The organism is Pseudomonadota bacterium (assembly GCA_022361155.1).
GTDB lineage: Bacteria > Myxococcota_A > Polyangia > Polyangiales > JAKSBK01 > JAKSBK01.
This window is the reverse complement of sequence record JAKSBK010000138.1, coordinates 1-24001: the sequence shown is the minus strand read 5'-3', so window position 1 is coordinate 24001 and position 24001 is coordinate 1. Positions and strand designations below refer to the sequence as shown.

The following is a 24001-nucleotide window of genomic DNA, read 5'->3' as shown; positions in this document are numbered from 1 at the left end:
GTGTCGCTCTCACCGAAATAGAACGCGAACACATCCCAGCTGCGTCGCTCGAGCAGCCACAAGCCAAGCTCGGTCTTTCGTCGCACGCGCCGCACCAGCGCGGCAGGCAGCCGCTCGTGCCAAGCCTCGTGCCCCGCGGCGAACTCATCGACATCGTCAAACCGCAGCGCACCGTGCTCGCGCTTGAGCTCGCCGTAGAGCTCCGGGGGCCACACGAACGATCGGTCCGCCTCGAACGCAACGGGTGCATCCCAGCCGCTGATGAAGACCCCGTTGCCAAGCTGCTCGGGTGGCCAGGTGCCCGGAAACCCTGCGCAAAGGCACGACAGGCCCAGGGCGTCGAGCCGGCTCATGAACGTCGCGAGCTCGCGCACGCAGCCCGCGGAAAAACGTACGCGATAACCCGAGCGTACGGTGAAATCGAAGACCCCGTGAGCCCCAGGGTCCGCTCCCGTGAGGAAGGTGGTCCAGTTGGGCAGCGTTGCCGGGGGCTGCACGCTGCGCAGCGCAGCGCAGACGCCCCGCTCGAGCAGCGCGTGCAAGGCTGGCAGCCTGCGCGATCCCAGTGCTCGCACCAGGTCGAGATCCGCCCCGTCGAGGCCGATGATCAGGTTTCGTGCGCTCACCGCTGCTCCACTGCCGTGACTGAGGGCCCGTGACAGGATTTTCCTGCCCCTGCCCCTGCCCTTGCCCGAACTGTCATCGATCGCTCGTTAGTGATAGGCTTGACCAACATCGAGACGACCTGTTCGACTTCTCGAGTGCCTCGGCTATCACGTTTCCGAGCAAGGGCAAGGCCAACGCAAGAGCCGGCCCCCGAGGGGCGGGGCCTTCCTGAACCCACGCCCCTAGCAGCAGCTCGAGCCCGCTTCGTCAACGCGGCGTGCCTGCCACGCGATGACTTTGCCGCGGCGGTCGATGGTGATGTCGCAGCAGGCCTCGAGCATCGTACGCAGTTTCGCTCGACCGCGAAGTACGCGGGATTTCATCGCCGAAAGCGAGATCCCCAGCATCTGCGCAGCTTGTTTGTGCGAGCGTCCCTCGAGCTCGCTTAGTTGGATGGCCTCCCGGTAGGGTGAAGGCAGATGGGCCACCAAGGAAGCCACGTAGGTGGCTACGGGGGCCGCGACAGCATCTTCGTTCGCTTCCAGGGGCACGTGGGTGACCTCGCCGGCCTGAGGCGCGCGAGCGGGCCCCCGGCGCTGGCGAGCGCGCAGGTGATCGGCGATCGCGCTGCGTCCGATGCGGTACATCCAGGCGGCAAGGCGCGTATCGTCCTGCAGGTTGTGCAGCCCCCGGTGCATCCTGAGCAGGACTTCCTGCAGCACGTCGTCGGTGTCCGCATCGCTCGCGACGCGGCGGCGGATGAAAGGTCGCAGCCGCGCAGCGAGCGAAGTCCACGAGAGGTCTGGATTGGCGTCGATCACGCTCCACCATCCTCGCTACAGCAATCCGGCGCGCAACACCCGTCTGCCTTCGGTTTGATGGCCTCGACGCTGGCCGAGGCTACGTAGCGCTCTGCACCGCTGCCCGGCAGCCAGTCACGCACGAACTCCCTGCTCTCGGGATGCACGCTGACGCGGATCTCGTCGAACCCTACGGCCGCGAGCATATCGCGATACTCGTCGACGCGGGCGGCTCCGGCGATGCAGCCCGAGATCGCTGCAGCCTGCTGCCGGATGGAATCGGGCAGCTCACTCAGGGCCACAACGTCGGCGAGCGCAAGCCGACCACCTGGCTTGAGCACTCGAAAAGCCTCACGCAACACCTGGAGCTTGTCCGGCACCAGGTTGATGACGCAGTTGGACAGTACGACATCCGTGCTGCCATCGGCGACCGGCAGATGCTCGATCTCTCCGAGCCTGAACTCTACGTTTTCGGCCTCGGCCTTGCCCGCATTTGCGCGAGCCTTGCTGACCATCTCGACGGTCATGTCCACGCCGATCACACGCCCCTGCGCGCCGACCTCGCGAGCCGCCAGCAGGCAGTCGAAGCCCGCCCCGCTGCCCAGATCGACCACGGTCTGCCCGGGGCGCAACGAAGCGATCGCCCTGGGATTGCCGCAACCAAGACCAAGATCGGCGCCCTCGGGAACCGCTGCGAGGTCCCGCTCGCTGTAACCGATACGCAGGGACGACGCGGCCGATGAGGGCACACAACAGCCCGCTGCGCAGCAGGACGCGCCGGGCGCCTGAGCCACCCGCGTGTAGTGTTCGCGGACGGTATGGCGAATCTGCTCGTTCTTGGTGTATGTTGTCGTCATGTTCGACCTCCTTCATGATAGAAGACGGGCCTGACGAGGAAAGGACGCAGGTTCCGAGTCAACCCATGCAGTTAATCATCCCAGGCTCAGCTGCTCGGCGTTTCCGCCGTGTTTGCGCTCGAGCCGGGATAGGATCTCGCGCGCGCTCATGGTGTTCTTGTAGACGTAGAGCTCGCCGGGGAGGTTTTGGTCGAGCACCTGCTCGCTGACTCGGAGCCGCTTGCTCACGGCGAACAGGATCGTCTGCTCGAGGCCCTGCTCCACGAGCTCGACGCGCTTCCATACCGCGTCGCGGCTCCAGTAGCCGAGCACCTCGAGATAGGCCTTGCGCCCGCTGCGCGCGTGCACGAACAGCAGGTCCGGCACGATGACGCCCAGCCCGCGCAGCTCGAGGATCTCCCGGCAGGCTTCGACCCGCCACGGGCTGTCGAGCGCCGAAAGGCGTTCGAGCAGCGAGCGCACTTCGTCCGGCAAGGCGGCCTGCGTGGCGCCAGGCGTCCTTGCTGCGCTCGTCGCGGGCGCGCCGCCGCGCGGCTCGCCTCCCTGCAAGCGAAAACGCAGCGGCTGGCGCTGCTGGCCCCAGCGCACCTGCGCTTGCACGCTGAAGCGCTCGCAGTCCTGCACGGCGGGGAGCGCCAGCGCCAGCTGCAGACCGTACTTGGTGACCTGGGAGAACATGCTGAAGGGTCCATCGATGCCGATTTCGTAGCCACCTTGCGGAAACTGCGCCGACGCGGCCAGCGGGCGGATTTCGTGCAGCAGGCGCAAAAACTTGAGCTTGCGAAAGAGCTGCCGGTAGCCGTACGCCTCGGAACAGTACACGCGCGCGACAACGCCCACGGCTCGCAGCAGAACCGCCTGGGCCTGGGCGGCTTCGTAGCGCTGTACAAGACGCTCGGCCGAGAGCTCCTCGAAGGCGCACAGGATCTGCTCGCCGCGCAGGTCGGCGTACAGGGCTCGCTCGAGCTCGGGCAGCGTCATGCCGCGCTGTTCGGCTTGTCGCGTGAGCCAAGCAGCTCGATCGAAGTCCGCGACCTGCGGCGCGGCGCGCAGCGCCGAGCTCGCCGCGGCGAACACCTCGGCCCGCAGCGTGCGGGGATCCTGTGCCGCCCCGGATTCGAACTCGCAGCGGTCCTCCACGAGCTTGCGCAAGCCCGCCGCGAGCTTGCGATCCCTCGCCGCCACGGGCACCTGAGCGCAGCCGTCGCTGAAATCCGCGCGGGTAGAGCCGATGCCGGCACGCGCGAGCTCGATGTACCTCTGCGCCAGCACGCCGGCAGCCTGACGCGCCCTGGCGTCGAGCGCCGCCAGCGACAGCTCATCGCCTCGACGGCGCGCACGCACGAGATCAGCGGTAAGCAACGTGCTCCCTGCGCCGCTCGCTCGTGTTGCCCTCGCTGGTCTCGAGCGTCACGAGCTCGTAGAGCAGCGCGTGCTTGTTGTCCTGCTTGCGCAGGATGCGCCCCAGCCGCTGCACGTGCTCGCGCACCGAGCCGCTTCCGGAAACCACGATGGCGACGTTCGCCGACGGTACATCCACGCCCTCGTTGAGCACCTTCGAGGTGACCACCGCGTGGTAGGTGCCATCCCTGAGGCCATCGAGGATCTGGCTGCGCTCGCTGACCTTGGTCTGGTGGGTGATGGCTGGAATCAAGAAACGCCGCGACAGGGCGTAGGCGGTGGCGTTGTCCTGGGTGAAGAGCAGCGAACGATCGTGCCGGTGCAGGCGCAGCAGGTGCTCGACGTACTCGAGCTTTGCGGGCGCCGTGAAGGCGAGCTCGCGCTGCCGGCGATAGGCCGTCATCGCACGCTGCCCTTCCTCGCTGCGTGCCGCCCGCATCACGAAGTCAGACCAACCGGTCTTGGTGCCCATGCGAATGCCCTGCGCCCGCAGGAACGCAAGGTAGATGCGACGCTCGCGTTCGTACTCGGCCCGTTCCAAGGGCGCAAGCTCCACCCCGATGCGCTCGGTTTCGTACTGCGCGAGGTAGCTGCCGGACAGCTCCACGATGTCACGCCGGTACGCGACCGGCCCTATCAGCTCGTCCAGCTCGGCTTCGCGACCGTCCCCGCGCTCGGGGGTCGCGGTCAAACCCAGCCGGTAGGGAGCCAGGGACAGGCGCGCCGCGAGCGCATAGGTGGCGCCCGGAAGGTGGTGACACTCGTCGAACACGATCAAGCCGAAACGCGCACCGATGTGCTCCATGTGCAGATAGGCCGAGTCGTAGGTCGTGACCGTGAGCGGCTCGAGCGTGTACTCGCCCCCGCCAATCACACCGACCTTGCTCGCAAACGCCGTGCGAACGACATCGTACCATTGACGCACCAGGTCCAGGGTCGGGGCAACGACGAGCGTGGAGCGGCGGGTAGCGTCGATCGCCATCACGCCAACCTGAGTCTTGCCGGCACCGGTCGGGAGCACGATCACGCCGCGGCCTTGCTGGCTTTGCCAGGCCTGCAGCGCATCCTTCTGGTACGGCCTGGGGGTGCGATGAACGCACAGGGCCGACTCGAGACAGGCGTAGGCGCGCGCGTGATCTTCGAAGGCGAGGCCCGCCCGCGAAAGGTGGCGCACCACGGCCGCGTATGTCGCGGCCGGGGCACGAAAACAGGCGGCGCGCGCGTCCCACAAACAGCACTCGGGCAACGTGTCTGCCTCGCGCGCCACGCCACGGATCTCGAGGGTCCCGGCCGCGAAGCCCAGCGTGATCCCGGCCCGGGTCGGTGCCGGGTCGGCGCCCTGCTCCCTGGCGCCCTGCATCCCGGCGCCCTGCATCTCGGCGCCCTGCATCTTGGCGTCCTGCTTGTTGGCGCCCTGCTTGTTGGCGCCCTGCTTGTTGGCGCCCTGCATCCCTTCACCGGCCGGCGTTTCAGCCACCCGCGCCGACCGCAGGTCCGTCCTGATCCGAACGCAGATGGCACTGCTTGTACTTCTTGCCGCTGCCGCACCAGCACGGCTCGTTTCGGCCGAGCTTGGGCTGGTCTCGGCGCACGGTGGCCGGCTTGCCGGCTGCCGGCCCGCGTCCGGCTCCGCGTGCCCTCTTGCCGCGCGCCGCGCCCGCGTCGGAACCTTCCCTCTGGGATGCGTGGCTCATTCGGATGCGTTGCTGCTGGGCCTCGGCCTTCCGGCGCCGCTGTTCCTCGAGCCGCTCGACATCGCGCTCGATCTCGTCCTCACGCTCGACCACGAAGTGCGACATGTTGTGAGCCACCGACGCCTTGACGCTCTGCACCATCTGCAAGAACAGGTCGTATCCTTCCTTCTGATACTCCTTTTTGGGATCACGCTGTCCGTAGCCGCGCAGGCCGATCCCATCGCGAAGGTGATCCATGTCCTGCAGGTGCTCGAGCCAGCGATTGTCGATCTCCTGCAGGTAGAAGTTGCGGAAGAGGCGCAAGTAGAGCAGCTGCCCGACCTCGGCCTCCTTCTTCTTGAGCACCGCCTCCACATCCTCGTAGAGCTTTGCCGCCAGATCGCCGGGATCGGCGTGCTTCTCCAGGCCCGTTGCGGGAATGCCGAACTGGTCTTCGTAGGCGCGCTGCAGGCCGCTGATGTCCCAGTCCTCGAAATGGGCCTTGGGTGGACAGGCGTGCTCGACCATGGTGCCGATCAGCTCGTCGTTCAGATCCAGAAGACGCTCCCGCTGCTCGGTCATCGACAGCGGCACTTGCTTGCCCAGAAACTCGAGCGCGCCTTTGGGGTTGGAAGCGTAGCTTTCGAGATCGCTTTGGCAGCCAAACGTAACGTAAACCTGCTGCTCGAGCGCCCGTGCCTCCAGCTTGCTGAAGCTCTCGATGCTGCGCTGCATGACTTCACGCTGCCAGGCTTCGCGCTGCTCCGGCGTGGCCGCGTCGGGGGGCGGCGACGCAGCGTAGGCCTTCACCATGTCGCTGAGTATGGGTTGGACTTCGCTGCTCACCTTCGCGTCGGCACCCTTCACCAGCGGTCGCGGCTCGATCCCCTTCTTGCGTTCGTCCTCGCTGGGAACGCTGCGGTACTGCCCCATGAGAACCTGGCGGCGCAGCGAATAGACGCTCTTGCGCTGCTGGTTCATTACGTCGTCGTACTCCAGCAAGTGCTTGCGGATATCGAAGTTGCGCTCCTCCACCTTGGTCTGAGCGTTCTCGACCGCCTTGGTCACCCAGCGGTGCTCTATGGGCACGTCCTCCTCCATGCCGAGGCGGTCCATGAAGCCCTGCATCCGATCACCGGCGAAGATCCGCATCAAGTCGTCTTCGAGCGAAAGATAGAAACGCGAGCTCCCCGGATCGCCCTGGCGCCCGCTGCGACCGCGGAGCTGGTTATCGATGCGGCGCGACTCGTGACGCTCTGTGCCCACGATGTGCAGGCCACCCGCCTCCAGGATCTCCGCCTTCTGCTTTTCGCAGTCCTCCACGTAGCGTTCGGTGGCCCCGCGCACCGCAGCGTCGAAGGCCTCGCGATCCGCCAGCAGCTCTTCGGTGGCAGACTGCATGGCCTCCATCCGCCCGAGCATCTCGGGGTTTCCACCAAGCACGATGTCCGTGCCGCGCCCGGCCATGTTGGTCGCTACCGTGACCGCGCCTTTGCGGCCCGCCTGCGCCACGACGTAGGCCTCCCTTTCGTGCTGCTTGGCGTTGAGCACCTGGTGGGCGATCTCGCGCCGGGTGAGCATCCGTGACAGCGCGTCCGACTTTTCGACGCTCGTCGTGCCTACCAGAACGGGTTGGCCGCGCGACTGGCAGTCGCTGATCTCCTCGACCACGGCCTTGAATTTCTCGCGCTCCGTCTTGTACACGAGATCATCGTGGTCCGCCCGGATCATCGGCTTGTTCGTCGGTATCACCGTGACATCGAGCTTGTAGGTCTTGTGAAACTCCGTGGCCTCCGTGTCGGCAGTGCCGGTCATGCCGGCCAGCTTGCGGTAGAGCCGAAACAGGTTCTGGAACGAAATCGTAGCCAGCGTGGCGTTTTCTTCCTGGATAGGGACGTTTTCCTTGGCCTCGACCGCTTGATGCAGGCCGTCCGACCAGCGCCGGCCGGCCAGGACGCGCCCTGTGAACTCGTCGATGATGAGGACCTTGCCGTCCTCGCTCACCATATACTGCTGGTCGCGTTTGTAGAGTGCGTGCGCGCGCAGCAGCTGCTGCAGAATGTGGAGCGTCTCCAGGTTCACCGGATCGTAGAGGTTTTCGGCCTCGGTTAGGCTGCGCTTCTGGAGCTCTTTTTGCGCGACCTCGATGCCCTCCTCCGTGAGCGTGACGGAGTGGTTCTTTTCGTCGACCGTGAAATGCTCATCCTTGCGCAGGCGCGGAACGATTTCGTTGATCTTGACGTACTTGTCGCTGGCCGTGCGCCCGCGCCCGCTGATGATGAGCGGCGTGCGCGCCTCGTCGATCAGAATCGAGTCGACCTCGTCTACGATCGCGTAGTTCAGATCGCGCTGAACGTAGTCGTAGATGCTGAACTTCATGTTGTCGCGCAGGTAGTCGAACCCGAACTCGTTGTTCTGGCCGTACGTGATGTCGGCCTCGTAGGCACGCTTCTTGTCGCTATCGTACTGGGCATTCAGAATCACGCCCGTGCGCAAACCGAGAAAGCCGTGCAGCTTTCCCATCCACTCGGCGTCGCGCCGGGCGAGGTAGTCGTTCACGGTGACGACGTGCACCCCCTTGCCTTCCAGGGCATTCAAGTAGCACGCGAGCGTGGCCACCAGGGTCTTACCCTCACCGGTCTTCATTTCGGCGATCTTGCCGTGGTGCAGGACCATCCCGCCCACGAGCTGCACGTCGTAGTGGCGCATGCCCAGCGCGCGTACGCCTGCTTCGCGGCAAACCGCAAAAGCGTCGATCAACAGATCGTCGAGCGTTGCGCCGCGTTCCAGCCTGGCTCGAAACTCAGCGGTCTTGGCACGGAGATCGGCGTCGCTCAGCTTCTTGATGGCAGGCTCTTGCGCATTGATCGCTTCGACGACGGGCCGCATGCGCTTGACTTCGCGCTCGTGCTTGGTGCCCAGTACTTTCTTCAGAACCGGTCCGAACATTGGCTGCTACGGCGATCCGGCCGACCAAGGCAGGACGCACGTGCGTTGTACGCGTTCGGTATGTCGCACGCAAGCGGGCTGCAACGCCCCGGCACGCTGCAAAAAGCTCCGATCCGGACCATCGAGGCCCGTGCGCTTCGCTGCGTCTTATCCGTATGCCTGGCTGCGGGCGAGCACGTAGATCACGATCGCGGAAAAGGCCAGGAGAATGGCCGCGACCGAAGCCAGCACGGTTAGGGTCATCCGCAGTTTGCGCAAGCGACCCTGTGCGGCGCGCACGCCGGCATCGGCCAGGATCCGGCGAGCCTCCGACGCGGCGTGCAGGCCACGTCGAGCCAGCACGAGAGCCAGGGCCACCCCGGACAGCACCAGGGAGACCAGCGCGAACAACCGCAGCTGGGCGCGCTGCTCCGAGAGCCGTGCCACCGCAGACGCGTAACCGCTGGCCGCGGCCGGCTGCGGCATGATGTGGGGCTCGCCTCGCGCGAAGACGAAACCGGCCACACGCGCGAGGTCCTCCTCGGCGAAGGCCCCAGGATTCACCGACAGGCGGCGAGCGAACGGGTCGCGCGCGTCCTGCTCCAGACCGAAACGGGCCAGCGCCGAGAGCGACTGCATGCGCGTTTCACCCGGCTCACGGACGTACAGGAATCGAACCGCGGCGGTGCTCGATGCGAACGGATCGGCGCGAGCCTGCAGCCGCCATATGCCCGCCTCCAGCGGCTCGAAGGGCAGCGGCTGCCGGGGCTCGACAAGCACGCCGCTGCGTAGCCAGCAGCCGTCACGAAAGGCCTCGATGATGAGCGCATCGGCGTCGCTTCCCACCGTGACCTCCGGCCGGGCCGGCGCGTCTGACACGGCCTGCTGCAGGCGCATGGACGCGACAGCCAATGCGACCGGAAGGCGCACGGCGCGACGCGCAACCAGAGCACCCGATCGGTACGCGAGCAGCTGCGTGTGCGCCTCGGGCCCGTGGGTGATCGCTGTCAATGTGACCAACCCGCTCGTGGTCGCAGCGCCAGGCTGCTCGCGGACCGGCGACACGGAGGCAGTGGGCTCCAGACGCACGCTCGCAGCCGGCATGCCCACGTGAATCAGCAGCTCGCATGGTCGCTCCGGCACGCACGTGCCCCCGCCCACCCTCAGGTCGAGATCCGCCGGCGGATCGCCGGCCACGACGTGCACGGGACCGAGCGCAAGCGTCTGAAGCGGCCCCACGGGGCGCGCGACGAGATCGCGGCGTGCAGCACGTGTGCTGCCCACGTGAATGTCCTTTTCGCTGCGCACCCGCTGCCCGTGCAACACGGTGCTCGCGCGCAAGCGCATGGGCCCGCCGGCAGCCGGCGGAACCTCGAGCGCGCCCTCCATGCTGCCCAAGGCAGATGGACGGAGATCGGCCCGCGCCAGCAGCAGCCCAGTGGGTGTCTCCAGCTCGACCTGAACCGGTGCGCTCAGCAGCTTGGGTCCCTGCACTGCCCGGAGGTTGCCGTAGACGAGCACACGGACGGGCAGCGGCTGCCCGGCCAGTACATGAGAGGCAGCAACGACGTGAAGGTCATGAGCGACATCAATACGCTCCCCCACCAGCACCGAGACCAGCGCGATCGCGACCGCAGCGGGAACCAGCAGCTTGACCGACAGCTCGACAGCACGACGGCGCCAATCACTGCCTCCGCTTTCGTCTGTGCGCTCGTCGAACAAGGCACTAGCGCTCTGGAGGCGGCCCTTCACGGCGGCGGCGACGCAAAAAAACCAGCCTCCCCATGGACATCGCTAACATGCTACCCTAGGTGTCTAGCATGGCCGGTCTGGCAGGACGTAGCGGTCGCATGCCGCGGCGAGCGCCGTTGGGTGCTGGCGTGCCGCTCGTGCGGCGGCTCTTGGGGTCGAGGGTCGGAAACTCGGGGTTACCTCGTGAAGCAAGCGCACTCGGCGTGTCCTGACATCAAGGCCCTTCAGAAACACCTGGCGGCCTACATGAACCGCAAGGGACTGCGCTCGACGGCCCAGCGACGTTTGGTATCCGAGGTGTTCTTTGCCACGCAGGGTCACTTCTCCATCGACGACGTGCTCGGTTTTGTCCGCAAGCGCGATCCGCGGGTCGGCTACGCGACAGTCTACCGGACACTCAAGCTGCTCAAAGAATGCGGGCTGGCGAACGAGCGTCACTTCGGTGATGGACTGACACGCTACGAGGTGGCCCACGAGGACAGCCACCACGACCACCTGATCTGCGTCGAATGCAAGGAAATCGTCGAGTTCGAGGACCTGAAGATCGAACAACTGCAGGAGACGCTCGCCCACCGGCATGGCTTCAAGCTCATCAGCCACAAGCACGAGCTGTACGGGCTTTGCGGGACCTGCCGTGGCAAGAACAATTAGGACCTGCCACACGGCAGCGGCGTTTCGAGCCTGCGAGGTGGGCAGGTTGTTGTGTGGCGGTACTAGCCGGAAACGCGAGTTTCACGTCAGAGATAGGGCATCAACAACCGCGCCACCCCGTCACGTAGTCTCAGGAGCATGGGCCGGCGCTGTAGTACGTCACGGGTGAGCAGGCGCGCTCCAGCAATGCGGCAGCGCAGCAGCTTGCATAGATGCGCGGCGAGTGCGGCATCGTAACACTCCACATTGAACTCGAAATTCAGTCTCAGACTACGCTGATCCCAGTTCGCAGAACCAAAGAGCACCCAAGACTCGTCCACCACCAAGAGCTTGGAGTGGTCGAAAGGAGGGGGGACGAGCCAGACACGACACTCGGGCTCCAGGGTCTGTGCCAGCTGTCCCCACATGGCCCATTCGACCAGGGGGATGTTCCCTTTCTTCGGCAGCACGATGTCTACCTCGACGCCTCGCAGCGCCGCCACGTTGAGCGCGGTGGACAAGGTCCGATCAGGAAGGAAGTAGGGGGTTACGACGTAGATGCTCTTGCGCGCGCTCGCCAGGGCTCCCAGAAACGTCCAGCGCATCTTCTCGAAGTCTTCGTCGGGACCGTCGGCGATCCCGCGTGCGATCGAAGAGCCCAGGGCGTGAAGCCTGGGAAACCAGCGCTCGCCATGCAGCGATTCCTTGGTGGTGAACTCCCAATCTTCAGCGAACACCTCCTGCAGCTGGGCAACGACGGGCCCATCGAGGCGAAAATGCAGATCGTGGACCGGGCGTCTGGGGCTCTTGGTCAGCATGTGGCCCACGCGAATATTCATCCCGCCCGTGAAGCCCACTCGACCGTCGGCAATCAGCAGCTTGCGGTGGTTGCGCAGGTTCAGGTAGCGCACCGACCACGGCCACAATGCCGGATTGAAGCGCGCAACACGGATTCCGGAGCGCCGCAGAATGCGATCGATCGGCGGCCGGGAGTAGCGGGCACCGGTGTCGTCCACCAGCACCCTCACAGCCACTCCGCGCTCATGGGCCCGCTGCAAGGCCGCGATGAAGCTCCGGCCGGCCCCGTCGTTGTCGAAGATATAGGTCGCCAGCGAGACCGAGTGGCGAGCGCTGTCGATGACTCCCAGCATGGCGGGGTAGGCTTCGTCCCCGTCGACCAAGACCTGCACTCGATTGCCCGGGAGCAGCGGACGCGAAGTGATCTGCTCGACCAGCCGCGCCTGTTCCACCAGGTGCCCGACCGAAGAGTCCAGCCGGCCGGCCAGTCCGGTGGGCGTCAGCGGAGGCACGCCTGGTGCGAGGTGGTAGCGGCGCGTGGCCTTGCGCAAGACCACGGCCTCACGCCGGATCCGGTTGATGCCCAACAGCAGATACAAGAGCGCCCCAAGCACCGGGACCAGCCAGATCATGCCGATCCAGCCTGTCGCGCTTCGCACGTCGCGTTTGTTGAGGACAGCGTGCGCGCTGGCCAGCAACGTGATCACGAGCACCAAGGCGGTGCTCACCTGGGGCCAGCTCGACACGAACCACTGAGGCATGCGCAAAGCAACCGCTTCGGAAGCCGGGCTGTCAAGCGCGCCCGGCCGGATCGGGCCGATCGGCTAGCTGTCCCCAGAGCGTTCCCAGTTGGCCCGCGTTCAGGGTGCGGTGTAGCGCAGACCGACTCCGAAGGCACCGATGCGCGCCTCGGCGTTCGGAGCGTGCCAGCGGTGCACGAAGATGGGCACCGGATCGTGGACAGGGCTTACGTAGGTGGTGCCTGAAGCCAGGCCGGGATTCTTGCCCGGCTCGACCTGGAGAAACAGACGGTGCTCGCAGTTGCGGCTGGCTTCTCCGGCCTGCATGGGGAACATGCCCGTGCCGCAGGCGTCACGCCAGGCACGCACCACGAGCAGCGCCGGAGCGCCGGTTACCGAGTCGACCACGGGTGCCCTTATCTCCGAGGGCTCTTCGGTCCTGTACCAGACGCGCACGCTGGGCCCGTATTCGCGGCGGGTCAGGAAATAGACCGACGAGTCCAGCTCGGGCACCTTGAACGGCAGCGAGGTGAAGGTGGCGCCCGCGGACAGATCGGCAGTCACGGGGTCGAAGACATCCACATCGACCTCGATTCGAATCGCGATCGGCTCCGGGATGGGGCTCGCTCCAAGCAGCTGGCCCGCCAGCAGCACGGGCCCCTGGGTACGGTAACGACCCGCAGCAAAGCCGAGGTTGGGCTGGATCGGAAGCCAGAGTCGGACGCCTTGGCGAGCGTACGAACCGATCTGCAGGTTGCCGTGATCGGGCAGTGCGAGCTGCAGATGCCGGCCGTCTACGTCGATGATCCGCTGCCCCCTCATGACCAACATGGACGGCACGCCGGCCTGGTTGGCCACGGGCACGCCGAACTCGGAGTAGCCGCCGTCCCGATCGCAGGCGAGGCTCGAGAGCGGCTGGCCGGCGACGCTGTCGAACGATATCTGTCCCGGCCCCTTGTGCACCAGGGCAAGCTGCGAGCGCGGCCCGCAGTTTGCATCGTCCTTGCAGCGCAGGGTCAGGCGCACGCTCGCCTGCGATCGTGGGCTCGTGCCCGCGCGGTACACCGGTGGCAGCTCGGCAGGCGCCGGATTCACGGCGCGGGTCGCGATGACGTTGCTACCCTGTGCTACCGCGTTCGGATAGGCAGCGGTCGACCTGCGCAGGCTGATGCGGCGCACGCTGCCGTCCGCGGGCAGGTTGAGCGAGAAGTAGCGAACCTCTCCCGGGGCCACGTCCCCAAGCGCGATCAGCGCCAGCAAGGGGCCCGTGGCCGTTTCTATCTCGAGGTAGTGGCGCGCGCCGTGAAACGGCTGCGGGAGGCCCGGGTCGCGGGGATCGGGCAGCGTGAACAGGGTGCCCTCGCGAGTGAAGATCGGAGCGTAGATGTCGGCGAGCTCCGTGCTGATGGCGCCGATTACGGTCATCGCGGGCACCCGTAGCGCGACGGGCTCTTGACCGCCGCCTTCGGGCGGGGCCCGCCGGTAGCTGCGCGAGGGCCGGTCCCACCGAAACAGGCCCGGCCTGCCGTCGTAGTCCGCTACGACAAGCCGCTCCTCGTGCCACTTCTGGATCCGCAGGGCGTGGTAGGCGGTGTACTGGGGGAAGCAGGTCTCGGGGTTCGCAGGATCGCCCCCGTTCATGGGGTCCCTTTTGCCCTGCAGGTTGTTCAGGTCCATCGCTGACGTTTGCACCTGGTACCAGGTGCGGAACTGGCCGCGCCAGGTATCGAAGCCCCAGGGATGCGTCGCCAGGTTGATGCCGTCCTGAGGGTACTCGCCGGAGATGCCCCAGCTCATTGCCTGGCCGCCGTGGAAGTGGTGCAGGGTGAAGGAGTGGCCCCATTCGTGGGTAGTCACGTTGCCGCAGCCACCGCCAGGATGCAGGCACGTCCAGCCAAGCCAGCCGGCGCCGCCCGAGGGGTGATCGTAGGTGTTGCCCTGCGTGCCGTTCACGGTGCGGTAGGTGCCCTGCACGAAGTTGGTTCCGATCGCATAGGCTTCGCTGCCCAGTTGGTCCGAGGTCGAGACCAGGCCGTGGCCCGCGTTCGCAGCGGCCAACCGGAGGGCGAAGAACCGCTTCAGGAAGTGGTAGTAGCCCGAGCCTGCAGCACGCACCTCCTGGTCCGACGTCGCTCGCACCACGCTGCCCATGTTCCGGGGCACGAGCACGGATTCGACTCGGAAGGGGGTGTAGTCGATGAAGCGCATCGAGGAGAAGGGCACGACCGGATAGTAGTCGTGGGCCAGCTTCTCCAGATTCATGGGCGCAGGCAGCAACGAGTCGTCTCCAAACAGCACCATGGACCCGCGCCGCATGGTGATGTGCGCCGGCGGCGCCAAGTCGCTCAGGACATGGCGCATGACATGACGCTGCGCGGCTTCGAACCCTATCAGCAGCTCCACGCCCTCGCGCATCCACGTACCTGGCAGCTCGGCCGACCAGGCGCTGTGCGAGTAGGGCGGCAGCAGCGTGTGGGTCAGTGCCTGCTCGAGGGCTTGCGGCAAGCGTTCGGGTGGCAACATGGGTGCTGCGCCCAGGGGCTGCCCATGGTGCAGCGCGGCCACGTGCAGCGGCGTCGCGCTGTCTAGGGGCTGCGCGGGCGTGAACAGGACGATAGCCGGGCGCTCGGCCACCATGCGCGGCGCGAGGCGCGTTTCGCTGGCCTTGATCACGTGCGTCTGACCAAGCTCGAGCTCACCCGCGAGCGGGCTTTCAGGCAGCGGGTTGGGGCTGGGCCACGCGCGGGGTTGAAGCGCCAGCGGCGCGCACGGGGTCGGGGCGGGGCCGGGAGGTGCACCGGGGCCGGGAGGTGCCACGGGCCCCGGTGCTGGGTTGGGCCCGGGAGGCAGGGGTCCTGGCAGCGGGTTGGGCCCGCGAGGCGGGTTCGGTCCGGGGGGCGGATCGACGGGCGTTGGGGCGCACCTGGGGCCGGTGCATGGCGGGCCGCCCAGCGCACCCCCCAAGCCGGGAGCCGCGACGCTCCCCGCCTGAGGAGGACCGCCGCCCAAGGGCCCGGCCGGCGCGCTGCAGGCGCACACGCCCAGCGCAGCGCAGGCGGCGGCTGCGCCCCGGACCGAACGACCGAAAAGGCGGCTCGTCATGGTGGACTCCCGGTTTCCTGGACCCAGGACTGTAGCATCAATGGGACACCTCGAACGGCTGCATTCTTGGATGGGGCCCGGGGCAAGGATCGGCTCTCGAAAACAGTCCCGCCGCCCGGTCCTGGCCACAAAGGGAGTGTGTTCAAGACGATTGCAGCGCAGTTGACCGGAGCGAAGTGGCGCGTTTTTGGGTGGCCGGGACCAACGTGGGACCGCAGGTTTGGACTCTGCGTGGTCGTGGTCGTGGTAGACGATCCGTTGCTTGGACTCGCCGGTCTCGGCAGCACACGTGGCACCGAGGACGTGTTTGTCACTGGCTGGGTTGCCTCGTACCGGTTACGACCACGTTCACGACCACGACCACGACTACGACCACCAGCACGCTGTGCGATCGTCCACGGTCCGGGTGTGGTCAGGCGCGCCGCAGCCAGATCAGTGGACAATGCACGTTTCGGGTCAGGTGCTAGGTATGCAGCATGAAGCCCTTGGTGTTGGGACTGGCTGCAAGCCTTGCGCTGGCAGCCCTCGCAGGCACCGCGGGCGGCGCCGCGCGTTTTCAGTTTCGCAAGCAAATGACGCGCGAAACCGCCGAGATGCTGAGCGCCATCGCCCCGGCAGCAGGCACGCTGGTGTCGGCCAGCGAGCTCGAGGGCCTGCCACGACCCGTGAGCAAGTATCTACGCTACGCCGCGATCGTGGGCAAACGGCGGCCGCGTTGGGTCCTGGTCCGGCAACGCGGCCAGGTGCGACTCGAGCCCGGCGAGGCCTGGATGCCCGCATCCAGCGAGCGTAACTACACGCTCGACCCGCTCGCGTTCGTGGGGCAAACCTGGGCCAACGCGGCGCGCTTCGTGCCGCTCGCAACCCGCGACATGTTCTTTCAGCAGCGGGGCCACGTGCTCACCAAGCTCGCGGCCGCGTTGCCGGTAGTAGATGCCCACGGCCCCGAGGCCGACCAGAGCACGCTGCTGCGCTATCTCGCGGAAGCTGTCTGGTTCCCCCACGCCCTTGTGAGCCCCGCGGTCAGCTGGCAGGCGCTCGACGCAACCTCGAGCAGGGTCTCGCTGACCGAGGCTTCGAGCAGGGTTTCGGGAGTCTTCCGTTTTGCCGAGGGTGGCGAGATCCAGAGCTTCAGCGCCGAGCGTCATCGCGTTGCCGGCGAAGGCTGTCCGCGCTTGCCGTGGCGGGTATCGTACGGCGGCTGGGAGCAGCGCGCCGGGGTCCACGTGCCAACCGAGCTCACGGCACGCTGGCGACTGGCGAGCGGGGACTTCACGCACTCGGAAACGAAGCTCGTCGAGCTTGCCTACGACCTGCCTTGGCCGCGTCGAGGATCCCGACCCGGGCGCCGATGACCGCCCGCCCTGGCTCGAGTGCGGCACTTCCGATCAACTCGAGCCTGACAGCCAACACATCCTGGCTCACCTTGCGTGGGTTGCGTCGCCGCATCCGCCACAAGCCGATGCCAAGCACGAACAGCCCCATGAACGCCCGAGCCCAGCCGTTGTCCCCGGCCGGAGCGGCGCCGAGTGCGACGCGGCAGCCGCAGCCCTCGTCCGCCGGCATGGCTACACCAGGCGGCGGGACCATGGGTCCAGCACCCGGGTTTGGAGCCACGGGTGCAGTGCCTGCTGTCGCTCCCGGGGTGCCAGCCCCGCCGGCCCCGGGCCCAATCTGGCCGCCCGCGCCGGGGCCACCCACGCCCGCGACCGGGCCGCCGCCACCCATGCCGAGGCCGGCAACGCCACCGACCATGCCACCCACCCCGGGTGGAGGCAGCGGAGGCACCGGGATACCGGGCTTCGCCATCCGGATGTCCATCATGGTCGAGGACATGTTGTCGGCCACCATGAGCGGGACGGTTTGGTCCTCGTAGCCTGGGGCGGAGAACCTCACCCTGTAGTCCCCAGGAGGAAGCGTCATATGGTAGCGGCCGAACATACCGCCGCTGCTGTTCTTCTCGCCCCGGGAGAAATTGACGCCTACGAGCTTGATGTTGGCCTCGACCGGCATGCCCGTATAGGCATCACGCACGTGGCCGTACATGCTCAGCGGCCGCTCGATCACGTATTGAATGAGCGGCCACAAATAGGGCGCTTCTTGCAGCGCCTCCATGTGGGGCGGCTGATGGGTCACGCAGAAGGTTTCCACCAGGTGGGCATAGGCTCCCATCTTGGCAAACTGCCACTGCTGATGCTCGCCATCCGCAGACGGTGGCCGTATGGGAGCGCCTCTGCAGTCCAACGCCTGGGTCCAGTCCGATGCCGCGTGAATGCGACCCGCCTCCCTTTCGATCCAGGTAGTGAACTTGGCCGGGTATTGATGACACGAGGGTGCATAGCCCCATAGCACCTGCCTGCCCCGCGTGTGAAAATCCAGCACCTTGGCGAAGCGGCGGGCCTTGGACCAGGCCATCATGGTCTTGGTCTCGATCTCGGAGCCCGCACTGGGACCGCGGTAGTTGCCGTGGCCTAGATCGGGAGGGCCGCCGCACCGACCTGCCCAGCCGATCGGGTAGTTGCGGTTCAGATTGACCTGATTTTTGTTGAGCCGCCCATAGCCCATCATGGATAGGTCCGCGTCGTAGCCATCGGGGTTCCACACGGGCGCGAGCCAGATCTCGTACTCGTCCACCATCGCCTTGATCCGCGGGTCCGTGAGGTAGCCCTCCACGAACTGCTTGATGGCGTACAGCACGATCTCCGGCGTCACGATCTCGTTGGCGTGGTGGGCAGCCACGATCATGACGTTGACTTCGTCCTCGTCCAGCATCGGGTTGTCGGAGATCTTCACGGCATGGAGGTTCTGGCCCCCCGCAGTGGGCGGCTGGTTCACGAGCTGCGACACATTGACGACCGTGGCGATGGGCGAGCCGGCGGTCAGCATCTGCATCTGCTGGATCATCTCGGCGTAGGTCTGAATGTAGCCCGGGGGTTTGCCGGGGCGCTTGGCATGGCGCTCGAGCACGGTCCATGGGAGGCCGCTGCGGGAGAACTCTTCCAGATCCGCGGCGGAAACGATGACCTCGGCGCTGGAAGCGGTCTGGGCCAGGATCTCTGCCCCGCATTCGTCGAGCAGCTCGAGCGCGGCGGGCGAAGCGTGCACCCGGACCCGCAGCAGCTCGTCCGGCGCTTGCGCGAACGCGGCCGTGCTGGCCAGCAGCAAGGCCAGCAGCAGCCATGAGGCCGCGGCGCGGCTGCTCGCGCCTGTCGATGGGAGATTCGTTGCTATCGACATGATGGGATCACCGTTCCGGTAGCGAATCGCGGACAAGCTCATCCCCCTGCGCTGGCGGACGCCGGAACACACGTGCTGGGAAGATCGGTCCACTGGAGATAGAGCCTACGATCGTACAAGGCGATATCCGCCTGAAATGGCTCGATAGCCGCTCGATCCTTGCACCATGTGCACCGCCTGACAAGCCGTGCCCGTGCCGCGCGGCCGGAAGGAAACGAACGTCTTCGGCGTTCGCGACCGACATGCACCGGATCATGTTCGCGCCCTGCTGGACGGTCTGGCCTGACCTTCCGGTTCCGACCACCGCTGGCTATGTTGCGCCTCCTCGAAATATCCCCAATATTCCTCGTCGTTGCGCCTTGCCAACGGCGCCCGGCCCTCGGCGATACAGACGAGTTATTCTTCCGCGGGCCCTAAGGAAGCGCCATGGAGAGGATGACCAAGTGGCTGGACTCGCTGTTCCAGCAGGCGTTGACGGGTGTCTACATCGTGTACCAGCCCATTGTGCAGTGGTCTGGGCGGCGGATAATCGGCTACGAGGCCCTGGTGCGCTCTCGCGAGCCTGCGTTGCGCCATCCCGGCGATCTACTGGACGCGGCGGAGCAGCTCGGGCGCTTGCAGGAGTTGGGCACCCTGGTGCGTACGCAATGCACACGCCCACTTCACTACGCGCCCAACGACGCGCTGCTCTTTGTTAACCTGCACCCGACGGAGTTGCTCGACGAGGCCTTGTATGCGCCCAACTCGCCGCTTGCCCTGATGGCCAACCGTGTGGTGCTGGAGATCACCGAACGCGCCGGACTGGACCAGGTCAGGGACGTGGAAGCTCGCATCGCCGCACTCCGAGCCATGAGCTTTCGCATCGCTCTGGACGACATCGGTGCCGGCTATTCGTCGCTGCTGAGCCTCGTCGCCTTGAAACCGGACATCGTGAAGCTCGACATGGAGCTCGTCAGGGGCGTGGATCGGGACGCCACCAAGCGCGAAGTCATCGGCTGGCTGGTTGGCCTATGCCGCAAGCTGCGCAGCGCGGTGGTGGCGGAGGGCATCGAAACCAGCGCCGAACGTGACACGCTGGTGGCGCTCGGCTGCACCCTGCTGCAGGGGTTCCTGTTCGCCAAGCCCGCGCCTCCTTTTCCGACACCGGTGTTCGATCGCACGGGACCCTAGCCGCAAACCCAAGTTCGGGCTAGCGTCGCGTGCGTCCGCCCGAGCGTCGCCGCTTGCGTTTCGTGCCGGCCTTCTTGGGGCTGTCGCTCCTGGCGCCAGCCTCCGAGGTTGGGATTGTGCCGTCGGTCGGGCTGCCCGACCGGGCCGACCGCCGGCGTTTCTTCTTCGAGCCAGTTTTCTTGGAAGGCTCACCGTTGCTTTTCGGCCCCGACGCCAAAGGTGCGGCCTCGTCGCCCGGGCCTTGCGGTCGGGCCAGCGGGCTGTCCTTGCCGGCGCCAACCGCTGCCGGAGCTGCTTCGTCAGCAGCAGGGCGTGTCGGCGAACGCCCGTCGTCGCTCTCGCCCTCGTCCGCCGAGCCGGGGTGGTCCGCCGGGCCCTGGCTAGGGGGTTGCGATGCGGTTTTCGGCTCGTCGATGTGGGGCCCGGGCCCTTCGCCACCGCCTTGATCGGCGTCTTGGTCGAAGTCGGGCTCGATTTCGATCGAGGGGGACCCGGCTTCGTCCGAGAGCACCTCCGCAAGCGACAAGCCCACCTCCTCGGAGCCGCTCAGCGCGGGCGGACCCGCGCGCGATCCCGGTGCTTCGCCGCCTTCCTCGGTCCCGGCTTCCGCTGCGTCGGGCGGTGGGCGCGTCGGGCGCTTGGCCGCTTCGGGTACGGGCGGGGGCAAGGTGGGAGTGGAGCGGCGCCTGGCGGCGGCCGGGACGGGCGGGGGAATGCTCGTAAGCGTTGGCCGCTCGGAGAGCGCCGGGGGCGGCCCCGAAGTCCCACTCCAATCGGACGGAAGGCGCGCGGGGGGAGGTATCGGCGATCGCGCAGCGTCGAGCGGCGGAGGAAGCGTGCTGGCTGGCAAATCGGAAGGCGGATTGCTCATCCGGGTGACCTGCCGTCGCAGATTCTGAACTTGAACCATCTCCTTGCAGGCCCAGACCGCAGCCACCACGCCGATCGCCGTCAGCAGCAGCGGGATCACCGGATGGCCCTGGATTCGCGACAGGGTCCAGACGCACGTGAGGCCGGCTGCCAGGGGCAGGCCGATCAGGGCGAGGCAGTTGAGCAAGCTGCTACCAATTCCCAGCACCGGAAGCCGCCAGCCCGCGCTGTGAAAAGGATGGTAGCCGCTGCGTGCGCTGCGGCAGAACAGGGCCACGGCCAGCAGCGGAACGATCAGCGCGGCCGGAATGGCCTGCAGCACCGTGCGGCCGCCGATCTTGAACTCGGAGACCTCCATGCCCTGATTGTGCCAGGAGAACTTGCCTTCAACGGCTTGCAGGGCCTCGACCGGTGACATCGAGGCGAGCTCCGGCCACAAGTCCGCAGCCTTGGTGGCGTCAAAGCCGGCCAGGGGGACCGGTGTCACCGCTACGCTCCGGCGCACAAGCGGTGCGGGGAACTCGAGCTTCAGTCGGTTTGCAGCTGGCCCTACCAGCGCCGCGACGACGCCCGCCAGCTCGGCGGCCTCGAGTGCGCCTGTGCGGGGCGAGCGGTAGGCGAGAGCCTTGCGCGACAGGCGATCGTAACGTTTGCCGAGGGAGCGAAGCTCGCCCGAAAGCTGCCTGACCTTCTCCCGTGAGGCCACAACGTTGAGCCATGCTTCCCGCCGCAACTTGATGTCGATATTGTTGTCGCGGCGATACCGGAAGACTGCCTCGGCTCGATCTCTCTCGGCTTGGGCTTGCTCCAGCTCCAGCCGCGCCTGCGCCACACGCAGCCTTAGCTGCTCGATCTCCTGCTCCCGCTTCGGGCCCACACGTTGGCCTTGCACCGGTCTCCAGGCTATGGATTCGAGCTCGAACTCGGGGATCTTGGGCTGTGGCGGAACGGGCGCCGCTGTGTTGGACTCGGGCGCCGCTGTGTTGGACTCGGGCGCCGCACCCGTGACAGGGGCTGGGGCCGGGGGCTGAGCGGCCAGGCGCCAGCGCAGCGCAGAAACCATGCCGGCTGCATCCGGCACGGCCACCCGGACCTTTACGTCATGGCGGGCGTGGGCGTTCAGCGCTGCCAGCGTATCGAGAACGACGGGAGCCAGCGGCTCGATCGGAGCCGCGTTGGCCTTGGCCTTGACGTGTAGCACACCGGCGATCGTGGTCTGCCTGGCTAGCGAGCCAAGGTCGATCCTGGCCTGGGAACGAGCTTCCAGGGAGGTGGCCTGCTCCTGGGCCGTACGATCCAGGCTGGCCGCAAGCGTGGCGATTTCCTGTCTTGCCAGATAGTAGGCGGCATCGTGCTCGACCGGCCGGGCCAGCGCCAACGCTGCTGCGCTGGCCGCCACGACGACCCAGAAAGCTAGCTGAACGGCTCTAAGCCCCTTGGTCATCTCGGGAGGTCACTTGCCGGGTTCGCACAAGGCGCCCGCCGCCTTTCGGCCCAGCCAACCCCGCCTGCGCGCGCCCGCCCCCGCGGGGGCGGGGCCCGCACCGTGCGTTTGCCACATACCACTGTGCACACCGGAGCCCAGCATAGTCGCAATCGCCCGCCTTTGGAACGTCCCGTCGCGGCGCTCTGCCGACCATGCGGGCTATCGCAATGGCGCGAGGGCGAGCTGTCCCGGCGCCCGGACGCAAAAGAGCTGGGTGGTTATCCGGTGAGGTGCGCGCGCCGCCGCCTCCTTTGCGCGCTGCGCCAGATCCCGCAGCCGGCTTGCCGGCTCCGCAGGGGTGGCGATCAGGAGATCGCGGTGGGGTACCGCTACGGCGGCTTGAGGGGCGAATTCGGCAGCGAACAGGGCCTGAACTGCGGGCAGCAGCAGACGACTCGCATCCAGGCCATCTCCGCTCCGGGCGAGCAGCATGGGGCCGTCCTGCGTCTGCTCACGGACAAAACGAGCCCGACGCCAGCGGCCGGCGAGGTTGGCCACCGCTTCAGTGAGGGCACGATCGCAGGCAACTCCCCAGGCGCGCAGCTCATCCTCGCGCAGGAAGCGGGTACGATCGCCGTGGTCGAGTGCCAGGGCAATGCGCACGTCGCCCATGAGCGGCAGCGTGGCGAGATGTCCCTGCCGGCTCGCGCTGCGCGTAGGGAATGCGGGACCGATCAGGCGGGGCAGCAGCAGGCGCCGGGCATGAGCCCAGCCGACTGCAGCCGAGTGCTCGGCCCTGGACAGCACCGGCGCGAGCAGCTTGGCGACCGCTTCACGGACTAGTGTCGGTGCTTCGTTGCTCGTCGCCGCCACGACCTTGCGCAGATCGATTTCGACCTGGGCACCCAACCACACACGAAGGTCGAAGTGCTCGCTGACGCGTAGCTCGCTGTCCGACTGCTCCAGTTGGTGTTCGATCTCGTGGATCACACGAGCCACCGGTCCATGACCTTCGGCTTCGCTCTCCGCCCTGCGCACTTGCGAGGCCAGAGTGGCCCGGCAGTTGTCCGCTTGCAGGGCGCGCTCGATGCAGGCGAACGGATCGCAGCAGCCGAAGCGACCCAAGCGCAGGCGATGGATCCCATCGCGGCACACGTGGGATGCCACGCCGATGTGGTCGGCCAGCAGCAACGCCAGCAGCGCGCCCGCGCCTTCCACGAAGCGCCGATCCTGCTCTTCGTCAAGGGCACTTTTCTCGGCCCATCGTTCGAGCTCGTCGGCGAGCCTTACAAGGCCGCGTGTGCCTCGGGGGCAAACGCCGGCGAGCTGCGCTGCGACGAACGCCTCTGCAGCCGGCACCAGAGGGCCGCAGCTGCGACTCAGGGGCAACCACCAGCGTGCATCAGGATGTGCTTCGCGATCGCCCACTCAGGATCCGTAAGGAATCATGGATCCGGCGGTTCCCGCAAGGCTGCGGGTGGCCCATCGTGCCACCTTGGCTCGAATGCGAACACCTCGGCGAACACCCTGCCGGTCTGTTTCGCAAGCCGCTCCAGGTCGATTGGTCGCCCTGTTTCGCGAGCAAGCGAGGTGACCTGGCAGTTGCTGATCCCGCAGGGCACGATCAGCTCGAAGTTCTTGAGGTCGGTTTCGGCGTTTAGTGCGAAGCCGTGCTTGGTGACCCAGCGGCTGATGCGCACCCCAACCGCCCCCAACTTGCGATCGTCGACCCACACCCCCCGTAGCCCGTCGATTCGCCGCGCTTCGAGCCCGTAGAGCCCGGCGAGCCGAATCATAACCTCCTCGAGATCGGTCACGTAGCGACGCACATCGCGCCGATCCGGGCTGAGGTCCAAGATGGGGTAGCCGACCAGCTGTCCGGGGCCGTGGTAGGTGGCGTCACCGCCGCGGCCGCTGTCTCGCAGCTGCACTCCTCGGCGGTCCAGTTGCTCGCGGGTATGCAGCACATGTTCCGGCTGACCGCCGCGTCCCATGGTCACCACCGGATCGT

Annotated in this window: 16 protein-coding genes; 3 read left to right on the top strand and 13 right to left on the bottom strand. The window is 66.9% G+C overall.

All coding sequences use genetic code 11. The features are described from left to right. The 7 genes from MJD61_04665 to MJD61_04635 all read right to left on the bottom strand — a co-directional run. On the bottom strand, positions 1–626 hold a 626-nt coding region (locus tag MJD61_04665), incomplete at its 3' end, for an alkaline phosphatase family protein (protein ID MCG8554570.1). A gap of 222 nt (positions 627–848) precedes the next feature. Then, positions 849–1427 (bottom strand): sigma-70 family RNA polymerase sigma factor, encoded by a 579-nt coding sequence (locus tag MJD61_04660; protein ID MCG8554569.1) that lies wholly within the window; start codon positions 1425–1427, stop codon positions 849–851. Next, positions 1424–2263 carry an arsenite methyltransferase gene (locus MJD61_04655; protein MCG8554568.1) on the bottom strand — a complete coding sequence of 280 codons (840 nt, stop codon included), beginning with the start codon at positions 2261–2263 and terminating at the stop codon, positions 1424–1426. Before MJD61_04655 ends, MJD61_04660 begins: the two co-directional genes overlap by 4 nt. A 75-nt stretch (positions 2264–2338) precedes the next feature. Further along, positions 2339–3625, bottom strand: a complete 1287-nt coding sequence (locus MJD61_04650; GenBank protein ID MCG8554567.1) for a DUF790 family protein — start codon at positions 3623–3625, stop codon at positions 2339–2341. Next, entirely contained in the window at positions 3612–5141 is a 1530-nt protein-coding gene (locus MJD61_04645; protein ID MCG8554566.1) for a DEAD/DEAH box helicase family protein, read from the bottom strand. Before MJD61_04645 ends, MJD61_04650 begins: the two co-directional genes overlap by 14 nt. Beyond that, the gene (gene secA / locus MJD61_04640) at positions 5134–8286 is read right to left on the bottom strand and encodes a preprotein translocase subunit SecA (protein MCG8554565.1); all 3153 of its coding nucleotides are present in this window, start codon (positions 8284–8286) and stop codon (positions 5134–5136) included. The genes MJD61_04645 and secA overlap by 8 nt, the downstream gene beginning before the upstream one ends. A 147-nt stretch (positions 8287–8433) precedes the next feature. Then, positions 8434–10017: a hypothetical protein gene (locus tag MJD61_04635; GenBank protein MCG8554564.1), complete on the bottom strand. Its 1584-nt coding sequence runs from the start codon at positions 10015–10017 to the stop codon at positions 8434–8436. Positions 10018–10200: 183 nt separating this feature from the next. Here MJD61_04635 and MJD61_04630 point away from each other — a divergent pair, with 183 nt between their 5' ends. Further along, the gene (locus tag MJD61_04630) at positions 10201–10668 is read left to right on the top strand and encodes a transcriptional repressor (protein ID MCG8554563.1); all 468 of its coding nucleotides are present in this window, start codon (positions 10201–10203) and stop codon (positions 10666–10668) included. 86 nt (positions 10669–10754) lie between these two features. On the opposite strand, the gene cls is transcribed toward MJD61_04630, so the two are convergent. Together cls and MJD61_04620 are read right to left on the bottom strand one after the other, a co-directional pair. After that, a complete protein-coding gene (gene cls / locus MJD61_04625) occupies positions 10755–12206 on the bottom strand; it encodes a cardiolipin synthase (protein ID MCG8554562.1) in 1452 nt (483 codons plus the stop codon). A gap of 99 nt (positions 12207–12305) precedes the next feature. Further along, positions 12306–15287, bottom strand: coding sequence for a M66 family metalloprotease (locus tag MJD61_04620; protein ID MCG8554561.1), 2982 nt, complete (start codon positions 15285–15287; stop codon positions 12306–12308). Positions 15288–15763: 476 nt separating this feature from the next. Between MJD61_04620 and MJD61_04615 the strand changes: the two genes are divergently transcribed. Next, positions 15764–16642: a hypothetical protein gene (locus MJD61_04615; GenBank protein MCG8554560.1), complete on the top strand. Its 879-nt coding sequence runs from the start codon at positions 15764–15766 to the stop codon at positions 16640–16642. Here the strand turns inward: MJD61_04615 and MJD61_04610 are convergent. Continuing rightward, positions 16560–18566 carry a hypothetical protein gene (locus MJD61_04610; protein MCG8554559.1) on the bottom strand — a complete coding sequence of 669 codons (2007 nt, stop codon included), beginning with the start codon at positions 18564–18566 and terminating at the stop codon, positions 16560–16562. The two genes, MJD61_04615 and MJD61_04610, sit on opposite strands and share 83 nt — an antisense overlap. A 384-nt stretch (positions 18567–18950) precedes the next feature. Between MJD61_04610 and MJD61_04605 the strand changes: the two genes are divergently transcribed. After that, the gene (locus MJD61_04605; GenBank protein MCG8554558.1) at positions 18951–19694 is read left to right on the top strand and encodes an EAL domain-containing protein; all 744 of its coding nucleotides are present in this window, start codon (positions 18951–18953) and stop codon (positions 19692–19694) included. Positions 19695–19713: 19 nt separating this feature from the next. On the opposite strand, the gene MJD61_04600 is transcribed toward MJD61_04605, so the two are convergent. The 3 genes from MJD61_04600 to lipB all read right to left on the bottom strand — a co-directional run. Then, on the bottom strand, positions 19714–22008 hold the full coding sequence (locus MJD61_04600; protein MCG8554557.1) for a hypothetical protein: 2295 nt from the start codon (positions 22006–22008) through the stop codon (positions 19714–19716). Between the two features lie 201 nt (positions 22009–22209). Beyond that, the gene (locus tag MJD61_04595) at positions 22210–23418 is read right to left on the bottom strand and encodes a DUF1444 family protein (protein ID MCG8554556.1); all 1209 of its coding nucleotides are present in this window, start codon (positions 23416–23418) and stop codon (positions 22210–22212) included. 17 nt (positions 23419–23435) lie between these two features. Beyond that, a partial coding sequence (lipB, locus tag MJD61_04590) for a lipoyl(octanoyl) transferase LipB (GenBank protein ID MCG8554555.1) occupies positions 23436–24001 on the bottom strand: 566 nt, incomplete at its 5' end.

Bases quoted from the DNA above. Each gene is read 5' to 3' on its own strand.
- MJD61_04655 (MCG8554568.1), bottom strand. From the start codon at position 2,263: ATGACGACAACATACACCAAGAACGAGCAGATTCGCCATACCGTCCGC.
- secA (MCG8554565.1), bottom strand. From the start codon at position 8,286: ATGTTCGGACCGGTTCTGAAGAAAGTACTGGGCACCAAGCACGAGCGC.
- cls (MCG8554562.1), bottom strand. From the start codon at position 12,206: ATGCCTCAGTGGTTCGTGTCGAGCTGGCCCCAGGTGAGCACCGCCTTG.
- MJD61_04620 (MCG8554561.1), bottom strand. From the start codon at position 15,287: ATGACGAGCCGCCTTTTCGGTCGTTCGGTCCGGGGCGCAGCCGCCGCC.
- MJD61_04615 (MCG8554560.1), top strand. From the start codon at position 15,764: ATGAAGCCCTTGGTGTTGGGACTGGCTGCAAGCCTTGCGCTGGCAGCC.
- MJD61_04610 (MCG8554559.1), bottom strand. From the start codon at position 18,566: ATGAGCTTGTCCGCGATTCGCTACCGGAACGGTGATCCCATCATGTCG.
- MJD61_04605 (MCG8554558.1), top strand. From the start codon at position 18,951: ATGGAGAGGATGACCAAGTGGCTGGACTCGCTGTTCCAGCAGGCGTTG.
- MJD61_04600 (MCG8554557.1), bottom strand. From the start codon at position 22,008: ATGACCAAGGGGCTTAGAGCCGTTCAGCTAGCTTTCTGGGTCGTCGTG.